A 14,806-nucleotide genomic window follows, 5' to 3' on the forward strand; every position below is an offset into this window, starting at 1 on the left:
TTGCACTGCGCTTGAACTTACTGCATCTGCCCCCATCTGAGCGACAGCGTCATCGACTCTCGCCAGTCATCCATGGCCGCTCTGATTGCTTTGAATCGTAATATGACAGGAATATTCCATGACCCAGCAAGAAGGATTTCAACGTCTTCGTACCACTTTGCAGCGCCAGATTATTGGCCAGCCTCATCTGGTTGACCGTTTGCTGATTGCTCTGCTCAGTGATGGACATCTGTTAGTGGAAGGTGCTCCGGGGCTGGCCAAAACCAAGGCCATCAATGCCCTGGCGCAAAACATGGAAGGCGATTTCAAACGTATCCAGTTCACTCCGGACTTGTTGCCCGGTGATATTACCGGCACCGAAATTTACCGCCCCGAGCACCATAATTTTGAGTTTCAGCCCGGGCCGATTTTCCATAACCTGATTCTGGCCGACGAAATCAACCGCGCACCAGCCAAGGTGCAAAGCGCCTTGCTCGAAGCCATGGCCGAACGGCAAGTAACCGTTGCCGGTGTCACCCGGCCGTTACCGGCGCTGTTTTTGGTAATGGCCACCCAGAACCCGATTGAGCAAGAGGGCACCTACCCACTGCCCGAAGCCCAACTCGACCGTTTTATCATGCATGTCCGGATCGATTACCCGGATGCCGACGCCGAGCTGAAAATCCTGCGGCTGGCCCGTGGCGAAGCCATGGATAACCCAACCGACGCTCTGCCAGCCTTGAGCCAGCAAGATATTCTCAGCGCCCGCCAGGCAGTGTTGTCGTTACATATGAGCGAAGCCGTTGAGCAATATATTGTGCAACTGGTGATGGCCAGCCGGAACCCCGGCCGTTACAACGCTGAGCTGGCCAACTGGATTGAGTACGGCGCCAGTCCCCGTGGCACCATCGCTCTTGAACGCTGCGCCCGCAGTCACGCCTGGTTACAGGGCCGCGATTACGTCAGCCCGGATGATGTCCAGGCAGTCGCCCACGATGTTCTGCATCATCGCCTGATACTGAGCTTTGAAGCTGAAGCCAGCGGCAAAACGACCGATCAGGTGATCGATACGCTGCTGTCCCTGGTTCCCGTGCTCTGACAGGCAGACTCTCATGCGCTATTCCAACGACCCGACCCTGAGCCTGTTTCATCACGGCAGTCAGCTCAACCCTGCCCAGCTGATTCGTCTCAGCCAGCTGGCTCGCCATATCCCGTTAAAAAAACAGCAACGGATACTCAGCAGTCGGGCAGGCAACCATGTATCACGGGTTAAAGGACGTGGCCTCGACTACGCCGAAAACCGCCAGTATCTGCCCGGTGATGATATTCGGGCGATGGACTGGCGCGTCACGGCCCGGACGGGTAGCCCACATATCAAGGTCTATCAGGAAGAAAAAGAACGGCCGGTCCTGCTGGTCACCGACTTGCGTGCCAGCATGAATTTTGGCAGTCGCCGCACGCTGAAACAGTTGTTAGCTGCCGATCTGACGGCCCTGCTGGGCTGGGCTGCCATCGCAGAAGGCAGTCGCCTTGGTGCCCTGCTGTTTAATGATAACGACGAACTCGATCTGCGGCCCAAGCCAGGTCGGCGTCAGCAACTGCACATTATCAACAGTCTGGCGACCCTGTACGATACCCGGCCACCGGGCAGTCATGTTCCAGCTTCAGCCCCGGCGTCACCCCAGCAACGAATCACCGATATGTGCCTGCATTTACGCCGTATCGCCAAGCCCGGCAGCAGTATCTACTTTATCAGTGACTGGCACGGCATGAATGCCGATGCCGAAGCACAGCTGTTCACCCTCAGTCGCCATTGCGACCTGACGGCGATCCAGATTTATGATCCACTTGAAGCCCGCTTGCCAGCCAGCGGCTGGCTGACGCTGACCAATGGCCAGCGCCGTGACCTGATTAACAGCTCCTCACAACGCCAGCAGCACAGCCACCAGCAACGCTTTGAGCAGCAGCAACAGCAATTGCAGCAACATATGCTGCGGCTGCAGATGCCCTTGTTGACCCTGTCAACCGCCGACGAGCCGTTACCGAGCCTGCTGGCCGGATTGGGTTTAACCAGGGTCACAGGAGGTTAACCATGGCAACCAGCCCTACCCCACCAGCCGCAACCAATCCACTGGCCAGTCCGGCGCCCTCACTGCCACTGGCCGATATTCACTTGCCCGACCCAGTGTCAAGCTGGCCCGCACCGGGATGGTGGCTGCTGGGACTGGTTGTACTGGTCGCCGTCGCGGTGGCTTGCTACGTCGGCTACCAGCAATTATGGCGACCGTACCGGCAGCGGCAAAAACAGCGGGCCATCCAGCAAGCTTTGCAGGTCCGGCTGCAACAGGCCAGAGCCGACTGGTGCCAGCATCAACAGGCCGGGCGTTATATTGCCGACCTGCAAACCACACTGAAACTCTGGTGTCGGCATTACGCCCCAGAGGCAATGACGTTACATGGCGTGGCCTGGCTCACTTTTTTACAAGGTCGCCAGGCGGAATCTCTTTTCGACAGCAGCGACAGCCGTTTGCTACAGCACGGGCATTACGCACCGCTCACTGATATTCGTGACGAACAACTGGACACCCTATACCAGCACCTGACTCACTGGCTGGCCAACGCTACAGCCCCAGAAGTAGCCTCAGAAACAGCCCCGCAAACGATTCAGGAAACGACCGCCACGACCACTACTACCGCCACTCGTCCCATCCCCCGGCAACAGGAGTCACGCGGATGAACTGGTTTTCACTTGATGCCCTGGCTTCACTGGAATGGTACTGGCCCTGGGCCTTTGTACTGTTGCCGCTGCCATTACTGATCCGCTTCCTGCTCCCGGCCATCAAGCCGGAACAGGCTGCCCTGCGCGTCAGCCAGCTGGATGACTGGACTGGCCAACACAGCAACGATCAACAGCGCCACACCAGTGCCTGGCTGGTTCTGGCGAGTATCAGTCTGATCTGGTGTTTGCTGGTAACGGCCCTGGCGCGACCTTATCAACTGGGTGATGCTGTTGCCCTGCCCACCAGCGGTCGAGACCTGTTATTGGCCGTCGATATTTCCGGCAGCATGCAACGTGAAGACATGGTGATTAATGGTCAGCAGGTTGATCGCCTGAGCGCCGTTAAAAACGTCGTGGAGCAGTTTATCGATCAGCGTCAGGGCGACCGGCTGGGTCTGATTCTGTTTGGTTCCAACGCCTACATCCAGACGCCACTGACCTTTGACCGCCAGACCGTACGCCAGTATCTGTTGGAAGCCCAGATTGGCCTCGCCGGTGAGCAAACCGCGATTGGTGATGCCATTGGTCTTGGCATCAAACGCCTGCTCAGTCATCCCGCCGACAGCCGGGTAATGGTGTTGCTGACCGATGGGGCCAATACCGCCGGCGAAATCGAACCATTACGTGCCGCTGCCCTGGCCGCTGACAACCAGGTACGGATCTACACCATTGCCCTGGGGGCCGACTCCATGGTGGTACCCGGCCTGTTTGGTAATCGTCGGGTCAACCCGTCCCGCGATCTGGATGAGCCCACTCTGACCGAGATCGCCCGACAAACCGGCGGGACCTTCTTTCGTGCCCGTAATATCGACGAGCTGAACCAGATTTACGGGCTGATCGACCAACTGGAACCAACCGAAAAAGACCCGGAAATATTCCGGCCACAACGCAGCCTGTACGACCAGCCGCTAGGGCTGGCGCTGGTGTTATCGCTGTTACTGGCGCTGGCACGCAGCGTTGATTTTATCGCGCTGCAGCAGCGGCTGCGCCATGCCGGTTCACGAGGTAAATAGCCGTTGTGATGGATTCTAACCTGATGACCAGTTTTCATTTTCTGCGCCCTGAATGGCTTTGGTTGCTGCTACCAGCAGCCCTGTTACTGTGGCAAAACCATCGCCGCCAACTGCAATCCGGCCAGTGGCAAACCCTGATGGACCCACAGCTGCTGGACTATATGGTGGAGCAGCAACCGGCCCAGGGACGCCGCCCCGGACTGATCTGGCTGGCACTGGGATGGTTACTGGCCACTCTGGCCATGGCCGGGCCAAGCTGGGAGAAACTGCCCCAGCCCGTATACAAGAACCAACACATACTGGTGATTCTGCTGGATATGTCGTATTCCATGGCCGCCCAGGATATCAAGCCGTCACGGGCTGAACGGGCGTTGCAGAAAATCACCGATATTCTCAACAGCCGCCGGGACGGACAAACCGCCCTGATCACCTACGCCGGTGACGCCCATACCGTCACCCCGGTCACCAACGACAGCGGCACCATTGCCAACCTGCTTCCAGCGCTGTCACCTTTTATCATGCCCAGCCCGGGCAGCCGCCCGGACCGCGCCATCGAGCTGGCACAACAACTGGTGCAAGACAGTGGTTACCAGCGGGCTGACCTGCTGCTGATTACCGACGGTATCCAGCCCAGAGACGTTGACCGCATCCAGCAGGTGCTGGATCAAAGGCATTTCCACCTTGGGGTGATCAGCCTTGGCAGCCCTCAAGGGGCACCGATTCCCCTGCCCTCCGGCGGCTTTTTACAAGACAGCAACGGCAGTATTGTATTGCCAGGTCTGGATACCCGACCACTGGATGCATTACAGCAACAGCTGGGTATTCCCTGGCACGCCATCAGCTTGCTTGACGACGACTGGCAAGCCGTTACACCAGCAGCGGCAACCCCGGATTCCCATACCAACCCTGAAGCGAAACACCCGGACCAGAACAACAGTCTGAATCACAGTCAGAGTCAGCCATCCTTCGACCGCTGGCTGGATGAGGGCTTTTGGTTGCTACTGATCATATTGCCCCTGGCGCTGGCCGGATTTCGCCGAGGAGTATTAAGCAGCTGGTGCCTGGTCTTACTCTTGCCGCTCGGGTTGTTATCATCTCCACCCGGCTATGCGGAAACAACCACCGACAGCAGCGCCAACACTGGCAGTCGCTGGCAAGACTGGTGGTCAACACCGGACCAACAGGGTGCCCGCTTACTGGACACCGACCCGGCCGCCGCCGCCAGCAAGTTTGAAGACCCGGCCTGGCGAGGTACCGCCGCCTATCGAGCCGGTGACTATCAGGCAGCGGTCGACGCTTTTGCCAACGACCCCAGTGCCACCGGCCACTACAATCTGGGCAACGCACTGGCGCAACAGGGCCGCTACGAGGATGCCTTGGCGGCCTACGACAATGCCCTGCAACAGCAGCCCGACATGGAAGATGCCCGCAAGAACCGGGAGATAGTTGCACAGGCACTGAAACAGCAGCAGGACCAGCAAGATCAGGAAAGTCAGGATCAGCAGCAAGATCAGGATAATCAGGGACAACAACAAGACCAGCAAGACCAGCAAAACCAGCAGGGCCAGAATGGTCAGGATCAACCGTCCTCGGACTCGTCCTCAAAGAATGCCGATCAGTCCGGTGAGCCGTCTTCCGAGCCACAGCAATCCAGCGAACAACCCAGCGAGCAATCGCCGTCTGACGCCGATAACGATGGCCAGTCAGATCAGCAACCCGGTCAGGATCAACAGCCGTCTCAGGAATCATCACCAGAAGACGCCGATGACCAGACCAGCGACGACCAGACCAACAAAGACCAGGCTAACAACGACACACCAGCCAACAACCAGGCACCACAGCGCGCGCTTGGGGATATTCCCAGCGATAGCCTCGAGCACTTGAGCCCAGAAGAACAAGCCAGCCTGCGCCAATGGCTTAACCGGGTGCCCGACCAGCCCGGCCAGCTGCTGCAACGCAAGTTTTTATATCAGTATTCCCAGCAATCCAAAGATCAGCCGCCAGAGGATGTTTTATGGTAAATCAGCGAGAATTCCGGCTGATGGCCCGCCCCGTTGTCGCCCAAGCCCAAGCTAAAGCCACCCCTGCCCACCAAAGGGACACGGCTCGTTCACTGCACTCGCTATGGCTACTGCTAGCCCTGCTCCTGATCAGCCCGCGCCTGCTGGCCGACAGCTTTACCGCCAGTGTCGATCGCAGCCAGCTGTCGGAACAGGAAACCCTGCAACTGACCCTGACCCACGATCCGCAAATACTGTTTGGTTCCCCCGACCTGAGCGCCATCCGGCAAGACTTTGAGATTGTGCAAGGGCCCAACCGCATGAACAGCATGCGCTCGGTCAATGGCGAAAGCAGCTCTCGCACCGAATGGACCCTGACCCTGATGCCCAAACGTACCGGTGCCCTGACCATTCCGGCGATTGAGTTTAAAGGTGAACGCAGTCAACCTCTGGCCATTACGGTCAAGCCGCTGTCCGACAGCGTGCGCGAACAGGCCAGCCAGCAGGCATTTTTCGATATCCAGCTGGATCAGCAACCTGAATATTATGTCCAGGGCCAAATCCTCTACACCGAAAAGCTTTATTACCGCGTTAATCACCGCGATGCCAATCTCAGTGAATTGCAGGTAGAAGATGCTCGGGTCGAGATGCTGGGAGACCCGAAACATTACACCAGCATGATTAATGGTGAACGGGTCGGCGTCTACGAACGGCGTTATGTGATTTATCCAGAAAAAGCGGGCACCCTGGTGATTCCCGGGCAACGTTTTCAGGCTCTGGGAATTGTGCAAAACGGCAACGACCCCTGGGACCGTCAGCGCACCATGATTTCGGCCGTGACCCGGCCACTGGAGCTGGAGATTTCGCCGATTCCTGCCAACTATCCGGCTGCTCCCTGGCTACCCGCCCAACAGCTCAGCCTGACGGAGCAGTTCAGTGCCGACCCGACCCAATGGCAGGTTGGCGAGCCCATTACCCGGACGTTGATTATCCGCACCGAAGGCATGTCGGCCAGCCAGGTGGTATTACCCGATTTACCCCAACCGGCTGGCATGAAGCAGTACCCGGATCAGTCAGAGTATCAGGATACCCCCGGGGAGCACGGCCTCAGTGGCCAGTTCCAGCAAGCCATTGCCATGGTGCCAACAGCAGCAGGGACCGTCGTCCTGCCGGAGATACGTTTGCCATGGTGGAACACTCATACCAATCAACTGGAATACGCCACACTGCCTGCGCGTACCGTGACGGTATCAGCAAACCCGGCCCAGACCAGTCCAAGTGCACCCAGTGGAATGACAGCCAACCAGCCCCCATCCCAGAGCAGTGCAACCAACACGACTCTTAACAACACCGCTCTCAGCAATACCAACCCGGGCACCACAATGGCCGGTGCTGCCACTACCCAGGGTATGACTACCATCGGCATTATTGGCTGGGTAGTGGCGCTATTACTGCTGTGCAGTCATCTGTTGTTGCTGTACTGGTGGAAATTCCGCTTGCCACAACCAACCACACAGGCCAACCAAACGGTTAACAGGGATAAAACGCCGGCCGCCAGCTGGGCAACGCTAACACGGGCGTGTAATCAGGGAACCATGGGAGAAATACGCGCCGCGCTACTGAACTGGCTGGCAACAGAGATGGCGAGCAGTGGTATCAGCCGTATCGATCAGCTGGCCAGCCGGGCTGGCGATCCTGAGCTGGTTCGCAGCTTGCAGCAACTGGACGCCAGCTTGTATGCACCGGAAAACGACCGCTCGAACCTGGATGGCAAACAGCTACTGCGCCAGCTGACACACTGGCGTCAACAGCAAGGTCGCACACAGGCTGGTTCCGGTTCATTGCACGACAGCCTGTATCCATCCTGATACAACGTCCTGAGATAACAGCCAAAAATAACGTTCTGGAATAACCAACGATAGACAACGATAGACAACGATAGACAACGCTAGATAACGATGGCTGTAGCCCGGCGGTTTTTATTCGACCACCAGCCCATGCTCAGCCAACACAGCCAGCAGGCGGGCTTCATCCCAGACACTGACGCCAAGATTATTGGCCTTGGTCAATTTGGAACCCGCCTTGTCTCCCGCCACCAGAAAATCGGTTTTGGCCGATACACTGCCCGTTACCTTGACTCCCAGTGTTTGCAAATGTGCCTTGGCTTGCTCACGGGACAAGGCCGACAGGGTGCCGGTAATCACCGCGGTTTGCCCGGCCAAAGGCAATGCATCGGCCTCTGACGGCTGCACCGGTTCGGCTTCTGGCCAGACCAGCCCGGCCTGTTGTAATTGCTCGATCACCGTCCGGTTGTGGGCTTCGGCAAAAAAGTTGACCACATGACTGGCCACCACGGTACCAACATCAGACACCTCCAGCAGTTGTTCAACACTGGCATCCATAATCGCCTGTAAAAAGCCGAAATGATCGGCCAGACTTTGCGCCGTCACCACACCGACCTCCCGGATACCCAGGGCATACAAAAACCGTCCCAGAGTGGTCTGCCTGGCCTTGTCGAGGGCCGCCAGTACATTGGTGGCCGATTTCTCGCCCATTCGCTCCAGGCCCGACAACTGCTCCAGTGTCAGGTGGAACAGGTCGTCGACAGAATCGATCAGGTTGGCAGCCACCAGTTGTTCTATCAGTTTGTCGCCCAGACCTTCTACATCCAGTGCCTTGCGTGAGGCAAAGTGCTTGATGGCTTCTTTGCGTTGTGCGGCACATACCAGCCCGCCAGTACAACGAGCTACGGCTTCGCCTGCGACCTTTTCAATCAGCGAGTCACACACCGGACAGCGATCAGGCATGACAATCGCTTCGGTCTGCGGCGGCCGTTCTGCCATCACCACGGAAACAATCTGTGGAATCACGTCACCGGCCCGACGAATAATAACGGTATCCCCAATCCGTACTTCCAGCCGGGCGACTTCGTCCATATTGTGCAGCGTGGCATTACTGACGATAACTCCTGCGACTTGTACTGGCTGCAGGCGAGCTACAGGGGTTACAGCGCCAGTGCGGCCAACCTGAAAATCCACCCCGATCAAACGGGTCATCTGCTCCAGTGCCGGAAACTTGAAGGCAATCGCCCAGCGTGGTGCCCGGGCCACAAAGCCCAGCTGCTGTTGTAAAGCCAGATCGTTTACCTTGAATACCGAACCATCTATTTCATAGTCCAGCTGATGGCGTTTCTCACCTAACAGCCGATAGCATTGCAGTGCCGGTTCCAGACCGCTGGCAAGACGGGTTTCCGGATTGATACGGATACCCCACCCCTGAATCTGATCCAGCACGCCCCGGTGGGTTGCCGCCAGCTCAAATTCGTCCGAGACGATCCCAACGCTGTAGGCACAAAATTCCAGTGGCCGTTGTGCTGTAATGGCAGAGTCGAGCTGACGCAACGAGCCGGCGGCAGCATTACGTGGATTGGCAAACACCTTGCTGCCGCTGGCTCTGGCCTTGGCGTTGTAGGCCTCAAAGCCGGCCTTGGGCATATAGACTTCGCCACGGACTTCGATACGCTGCGGCCAGTTCTCGCCTTGAAGGCGCAAGGGCACATTCTTGATCGTGCGGACATTACGGCTAATGTCTTCACCGGTCTGGCCATCGCCACGGGTCGCCGCCCGTACCAACAGGCCATTTTCATACAGCAAGCTGACCGCCAGACCATCCAGCTTTGGTTCACACACCAGTTCAATATCGGTGGTGGTTTTCAGTCGATCCTGCAGGCGCTGGTAAAACGCGGCGAACTCTGTTTCGTTCATGGCGTTATCCAGCGACAGCATTGGCATTTCGTGCCGGATCTGGTCAAACGATGATAACGGTTCGGCACCGACACGCTGGGTGGGTGAGTCTGTGGTAACCAGCTCCGGGAACTGTGCTTCCAGCTGCTGTAACTCACGCATCAGGCGGTCGTATTCGGCATCGGGAATCAGCGCTTCATCCAGAGTGTAATAACGATAGTTGTGGTCGTTGATTTGCTGACGCAGCTGTTGAATACGGATGCTGGCTTCGTTTGCTAACACGACGTCTTGGGAGGTATCGGAGGGCATGACTTTCTGGCTCACACTGGCAGGCGCGGTGCTTGCCGCGCCTGAAGGAATGGGTTGTACACACCGGTGACGCTAGCGCCGCCGGCCTGCTGCCGCCTGTTTTTTGGCCAACAGTGCTTGTCGACGTTCATATTCAAGAATTTGCTGGCGATCGTGCTCTACCGTTTGTTTGGTAAAGGTACTGAGCGTGCCATCCTTGAGTTCGGCATTCAGGTGATCGGCCAGCAGCCGCGCCATTTCAGACATGGCCTGATAGGCTTCCAACGGGCGCTTGGCACCTGGCAGGCTTAAAAAGAACGTTAATCCGGCAAAATTTTCATCGGCCATGGTGGCCGGATCAAAGATGCCGGGTTCGTAAGTCTGGGCAATTGAAAACTGGATCGCCCCCTGACCGTCGGCTTCTTCAAAGCGGTGAAATATTTTTTCTTCGCCGTAACGCAGGTCACAGCCATCAAACAGGTGTAAGAGTGCCAGACCGGAAAATCCTGCCTCATCCCGAGCACGGGCGTGCACAACCAGTACGACTTCTGCTGCAGCGCGACTGGACAGCTGTTCAGCATTCTCGCCAGCATAAATAATCAACTCACTGCCCTGATCCGCACCCTGTTCTTCTTGCAGGGCAATCTCATCTTCAAGATGTGGCTGCTGGTCGTCCTCTGCCTGACTGTCTGCCAATGTGGTGTCGGCTTCCTCATGGCTGGTTTCGTACCCAGTCGATATGGCCGACTGTTCTTCTGTCCTGGCCTCTGGCTCGATAATCACTTCCTGCTCACCCAGCGCTTCGACGGTCATCAACAGCGGTACCGATTCATCCAGATTCACCGGCTGGGCTTTGGGGATGATGGCGGCCGGTGGCTGCTCCTCGGTTGACTGGTCTATTTCCTGGCTACGGGCATTCAGCCAGCTTTCAATATTGTCTTGCAAGCCCTGTTCTTCTGTACTCCCGGTCTCGGGTTCCAGAACATCGGTACAGGGAGCAGCCAGATCGTCACGGTCACTGGCCCAGGCCTCGGGAACAAAAGCGTCGATATCCCCCGGGTTGTCTGTACTGCCGGAGTCGCTGGCCGTTATCGGGTCACCCTCGGATTCAGAATCCTCCACTACCCGAAAACGCCCACCCGGTAACTCAGGGTTGTGATTATCTTGCGGAAATTTGAAATTCTTGTTGATGTCCAGCTTCAGTGCCATCGCCCGGGCACGCTTCATTCGCCGTATGCCATCCACTACGATCGTCACGACTGCCAGTAACCCCAGCAAAATCATGACCGTTTTCCAGGTCAGTTCCATAACGCCCTCTTCGTCTGTGTATTATCGGGCAACTGGATTTGGTGTCTCATAAAACCCGTTGTAGGTTGCCCGCTGTATTCTGTTGTTGATTGCGCCCTTTCTGACGCCCGGCAGCTTAACGCTTATTGTTCGATCATTTCTGCCGCCGCTTCGACATCAACAGAAACCAGCCTGGACACGCCAGGCTCCTGCATGGTGACACCCAGTAATCGGGATGCCATTTCCATTGCGATTTTGTTGTGGGTAATAAATATAAATTGCACCTTGTCTGACATTGCCTTTACCAGTTTGGCATAACGTCCGACATTGGCATCATCCAATGGTGCGTCTACTTCATCGAGCATACAAAACGGCGCCGGATTCAGCTGGAATATGGAAAATACCAGTGCGATTGCCGTTAATGCTTTTTCACCGCCCGACAGCAAGTGAATAGTGCTGTTTTTCTTGCCCGGAGGCCGCGCCATAATGGCTACGCCTGTGCTCAGCAAGTCATCATCGGTCAGGTCCAACCAGGCATGCCCACCACCAAATACCTTGGGAAACAGGTCGGCCAGGCCGTGGTTGATTTTATCAAAGGTCTCTTTGAATCGGGTACGGGTCTCACGGTCAATTTTATGAATGGCGCTTTCCAATGTTGCCAGCGCGGTTTCCAGATCGTTACTCTGGGTATCCAGATACACTTTACGTTCTGACTGCAGTCGATATTCATCGATGGCCGCCAGGTTGATATTGCCAAGACGCCGAATGCGTTCACCCAGGTCAGACAGGTCTTGCTGCCAACGTTCGGGGTCCGCTTCTTCTGGCATATTGTCCAGCACGTCTTTCAGGGTCAGTTTTTCTTCCTGCAGCTGTTCGATCAGCCCTTGGCGACGAATATCCAGCCCCTGACATTCCAGTCGTACGGCTTCCAGCTGGTTACGCACTTCCAAGGCCTGTTGTTCTGCCTGACCACGCTGTTGCTCCAGCTGCCGCAATCCGGTTTCTGTGCTTTCCAGCTGGCTACGGGCTGCCTGTACCTGCTGTTCAGCCTGTTGGCGTCGGGTTAACAGTTGCTGCAGTTCTGATTTTAACTGCTCCAGATCAATATTATGATCTTGCGTTTGGCTTGACAGTATAGCCTTTTTTCTTCCACGCCACTGTTCCAGCTGCGCCTGTAACCTCTGTAGTGCCGTGTTTAGCGACTGAATACGGCTATCCAGTTCACGTTGTCCCAATGCGGCCTGATGAGCGGCTTGCTGTTGTTGTTGCAATAATGCCCGTGCATCATCCAATTGTTGCTGTTTGCTGTCTCGCTGCTGCAGCAGTTGGTCACGCTCATCGCCATATTGTTCAATCGCGGCATTGGCTTCTTGCCATTGCAGCCGGGTTTCTTCCAGTTCTTCTTGCAAAAATGCCTGTTGTTCACGGGCTTCCGCCAGGTCGTCATCGATACGCCGGCTTCGTTGTGCCGCCTGTTCGGCCCGGGCCTGGTGGGCTGACAGCTGGGTTTGTAGTGTCATCAACTGGCTGTTGACCTGCTGCCATTCCCGTTGGGCATTGTCCCGTTGCTGTTCCAGACCACGCAAGCGCATCCGCGCTGCTTCGTAATCGGCTTCCCACTCTTCCACGTCCATATCCAGCTGGTCCCATTGCTCCAGCAACAGTTCCAGCTCTTGCTGGCGACCCAGAACACTGCCCTGGCTTTCGTCCTGGCGTTGTACCCGTATCCAGTCGCGGCCAACCCGTACTGCGTCGGCAGTGATCCAGCTTTCTCCGACGGCCAGCTGGTGACGCTGCGCCAGGGCCTGGTCAAGGGAGTCTATGGTGCGTACGGAGGCCAACAGGTCGTCCAGCGGATAAGCACACTGTACCCGTTGCAGCAGGGAGTCCGGGGCCAGCGCGGTATTGCTCGCATCAACGGCGGAGTCGGACCAGAGCACCAGGCTGCCTTCCTGCAAGCTGTCCAGCCATTGACTGGCGGCGTCCAGATTATCGATCACCAGTGCTTGCAAGTAGTCCCCCAGGACTGCTTCCACTGCATCTTCCCAGCCTCGTTCAACCTGCAGCCGTTCTGCCAGTCGGGGTTTGCGCGCCAGCTGACGGCTTTCCAGCCAACGGGCCATGGCATCGCTGCCTTGCCCCAGTGCGGCTTTTTGCAGCGCTTCCAGTGTTGCCTTGCGATTGCTGAGGGTGTTGAGTTGCTGGCGACCGGTTTCTATTTGCTGTCGTTGTTGCTCGATCTCGCCCCGAACTCGCTCAGCCTGTTCTTTACTGCTGTCGGCACGCTGTTGCTGGTCTTCTGCTTGCAGCTCGTATTCGCTCACTTCTTCTTGCAGCAGCTGGATTTCATCCTGTTCCGGGCTGTTTTGTAGTTGCTGTTGCTCGCTTTGCAATTTTTGTAGCTGTTGCTGCAAGCGCGTCAGTTGCTGCTCCAGGGATTGAATCCGGGTCTGGGCAACGTCGGCCTGACGGGCTGGCTCACCCGCCCGTTGGGTAAACTGTTGCCAGTCATCCTGCCAACGGGCTTGCTCATGTTCGGCGTCTTCGAGCTGCTCTTTGGCTTGCTGTAGTAACTCGTCCAACAGTTCCTGTTCCGGTGCCTGTTGCAGACGCTCGGCTTCCAGCTGATCCAGTTGCTGCTGATCGGCTTCCAGGGCGATCTGGCAGGCTTCCAGCTCACGTTCGGCTTCGGCCAGATTACGGCTCAGTTCCTGCGACATTTGCGACTGGTGTTCTATTTTTTGTTCCTGGCGGGCAATCAGGGCACCGACTTCATAAAACTGGCCCTGCACTTCCTGAAACTGTTCGTTGTGTTCCGTTTGTTGTAGCCGTAACGATTCGGTTGTGGTGTCGATGCGCACCTGCTCGGATCGATACGCTTCCAGACGTGTATCCAGCTCACTGATCAATAACTCGCGCTGGCAGTACTCCTGATCCAGTTGCTGCCATTTCAGTGCCTGCAACTGGGCTTTTTTCTGCCGCTCTTCGGCTTTGAGTGCCTTGTATTTTTCCGCGGCCTCCGCCTGGCGCTGCAGATGCCCCAGCTGGCGGGTCAGTTCGTCGCGAATATCCTGCAGGCGTTCGAGGTTTTCCTGCGTGCGGCGCATGCGGTTTTCGGTATCACGGCGGCGGTCTTTATAACGGGAGATACCCGCCGCTTCTTCAACGTAAATCCGCAGTTCTTCCGGTTTGGCTTCAATCAGGCGGGAGATCATGCCCTGTTCGATAATGGCGTAGGAACGAGGCCCCAGGCCAGTCCCCAGAAACAGGTCGGTAATGTCTTTACGGCGACAGCGGCTGCCATTCAGAAAGTAGGTAGACTGGCCATCCCGGGTAACCTGGCGACGGACGCCAATTTCGGTGTAGGCCGCGTATTCTCCCCGCAGCGTCTGGTCGCTGTTGTCAAAAATCAGGTCAACGCTGGCTTTGCCTACCGGCTTGCGCTCGGAAGAACCATTAAAGATAACGTCGGTCATCGAGTCGCCACGCAGGTATTTGGCTGAGCTTTCGCCCATCACCCAGCGCACCGCATCAATGGTGTTGGATTTGCCGCACCCATTAGGGCCAACGATACCGGTCATATTGGTATCAAAGCTGACCGTGGTGGAGTCGACAAAAGATTTGAAGCCAGAGAGTTTGATGGCCTTCAGGCGCATAGGAATCCGGTGGAGTTGGACTGTACAGGGCAACAGCCCGAATAATACGCAATATTAATTG

Annotated in this window: 9 protein-coding genes; 6 read left to right on the forward strand and 3 right to left on the reverse strand. The window is 56.8% G+C overall.

Annotation, left to right across the window (positions count from 1 at the left end):
* Window positions 1-118 precede the first annotated feature (118 nt).
* From Q8W22_RS00415 to Q8W22_RS00440, 6 genes are read left to right on the forward strand one after another with little or no spacing between them, the layout of a single operon-like run.
* Window positions 119-1,078 (forward strand): MoxR family ATPase, encoded by a 960-nt coding sequence (locus Q8W22_RS00415; RefSeq protein WP_305414835.1) that lies wholly within the window; start codon window positions 119-121, stop codon window positions 1,076-1,078.
* 13 nt (window positions 1,079-1,091) lie between these two features.
* Window positions 1,092-2,069, forward strand: coding sequence for a DUF58 domain-containing protein (locus Q8W22_RS00420; RefSeq protein WP_303434016.1), 978 nt, complete (start codon window positions 1,092-1,094; stop codon window positions 2,067-2,069).
* 2 nt (window positions 2,070-2,071) lie between these two features.
* Window positions 2,072-2,716 (forward strand): DUF4381 domain-containing protein, encoded by a 645-nt coding sequence (locus Q8W22_RS00425; RefSeq protein ID WP_305451323.1) that lies wholly within the window; start codon window positions 2,072-2,074, stop codon window positions 2,714-2,716.
* A complete protein-coding gene (locus Q8W22_RS00430) occupies window positions 2,713-3,771 on the forward strand; it encodes a VWA domain-containing protein (protein WP_305451324.1) in 1,059 nt (352 codons plus the stop codon). The genes Q8W22_RS00425 and Q8W22_RS00430 overlap by 4 nt, the downstream gene beginning before the upstream one ends.
* A 23-nt stretch (window positions 3,772-3,794) precedes the next feature.
* Window positions 3,795-5,792, forward strand: coding sequence for a VWA domain-containing protein (locus Q8W22_RS00435; RefSeq protein WP_305451325.1), 1,998 nt, complete (start codon window positions 3,795-3,797; stop codon window positions 5,790-5,792).
* Window positions 5,786-7,639 carry a BatD family protein gene (locus tag Q8W22_RS00440; protein WP_305451326.1) on the forward strand — a complete coding sequence of 618 codons (1,854 nt, stop codon included), beginning with the start codon at window positions 5,786-5,788 and terminating at the stop codon, window positions 7,637-7,639. Before Q8W22_RS00435 ends, Q8W22_RS00440 begins: the two co-directional genes overlap by 7 nt.
* A 111-nt stretch (window positions 7,640-7,750) precedes the next feature.
* Here Q8W22_RS00440 and ligA read toward each other — a convergent pair whose 3' ends face one another.
* From ligA to smc, 3 genes are all read right to left on the reverse strand, one after another.
* The gene (gene ligA, locus Q8W22_RS00445; protein WP_303434021.1) at window positions 7,751-9,823 is read right to left on the reverse strand and encodes an NAD-dependent DNA ligase LigA; all 2,073 of its coding nucleotides are present in this window, start codon (window positions 9,821-9,823) and stop codon (window positions 7,751-7,753) included.
* A gap of 72 nt (window positions 9,824-9,895) precedes the next feature.
* On the reverse strand, window positions 9,896-11,110 hold the full coding sequence (locus tag Q8W22_RS00450; protein ID WP_305451327.1) for a cell division protein ZipA C-terminal FtsZ-binding domain-containing protein: 1,215 nt from the start codon (window positions 11,108-11,110) through the stop codon (window positions 9,896-9,898).
* A 122-nt stretch (window positions 11,111-11,232) separates the two neighbouring features.
* Window positions 11,233-14,745, reverse strand: a complete 3,513-nt coding sequence (gene smc, locus Q8W22_RS00455; RefSeq protein ID WP_305451328.1) for a chromosome segregation protein SMC — start codon at window positions 14,743-14,745, stop codon at window positions 11,233-11,235.
* Window positions 14,746-14,806: the final 61 nt, after the last annotated feature.

Origin of the sequence: Oceanobacter sp. 1_MG-2023, assembly GCF_030689025.1 — a bacterium.
GTDB lineage: Bacteria > Pseudomonadota > Gammaproteobacteria > Pseudomonadales > Oceanobacteraceae > Oceanobacter.

Bases quoted from the DNA above. Each gene is read 5' to 3' on its own strand.
- Q8W22_RS00415 (WP_305414835.1), top strand. From the start codon at position 119: ATGACCCAGCAAGAAGGATTTCAACGTCTTCGTACCACTTTGCAGCGC.
- Q8W22_RS00420 (WP_303434016.1), top strand. From the start codon at position 1,092: ATGCGCTATTCCAACGACCCGACCCTGAGCCTGTTTCATCACGGCAGT.
- Q8W22_RS00425 (WP_305451323.1), top strand. From the start codon at position 2,072: ATGGCAACCAGCCCTACCCCACCAGCCGCAACCAATCCACTGGCCAGT.
- Q8W22_RS00430 (WP_305451324.1), top strand. From the start codon at position 2,713: ATGAACTGGTTTTCACTTGATGCCCTGGCTTCACTGGAATGGTACTGG.
- Q8W22_RS00435 (WP_305451325.1), top strand. From the start codon at position 3,795: ATGACCAGTTTTCATTTTCTGCGCCCTGAATGGCTTTGGTTGCTGCTA.
- Q8W22_RS00440 (WP_305451326.1), top strand. From the start codon at position 5,786: ATGGTAAATCAGCGAGAATTCCGGCTGATGGCCCGCCCCGTTGTCGCC.
- ligA (WP_303434021.1), bottom strand. From the start codon at position 9,823: ATGCCCTCCGATACCTCCCAAGACGTCGTGTTAGCAAACGAAGCCAGC.
- Q8W22_RS00450 (WP_305451327.1), bottom strand. From the start codon at position 11,110: ATGGAACTGACCTGGAAAACGGTCATGATTTTGCTGGGGTTACTGGCA.
- smc (WP_305451328.1), bottom strand. From the start codon at position 14,745: ATGCGCCTGAAGGCCATCAAACTCTCTGGCTTCAAATCTTTTGTCGAC.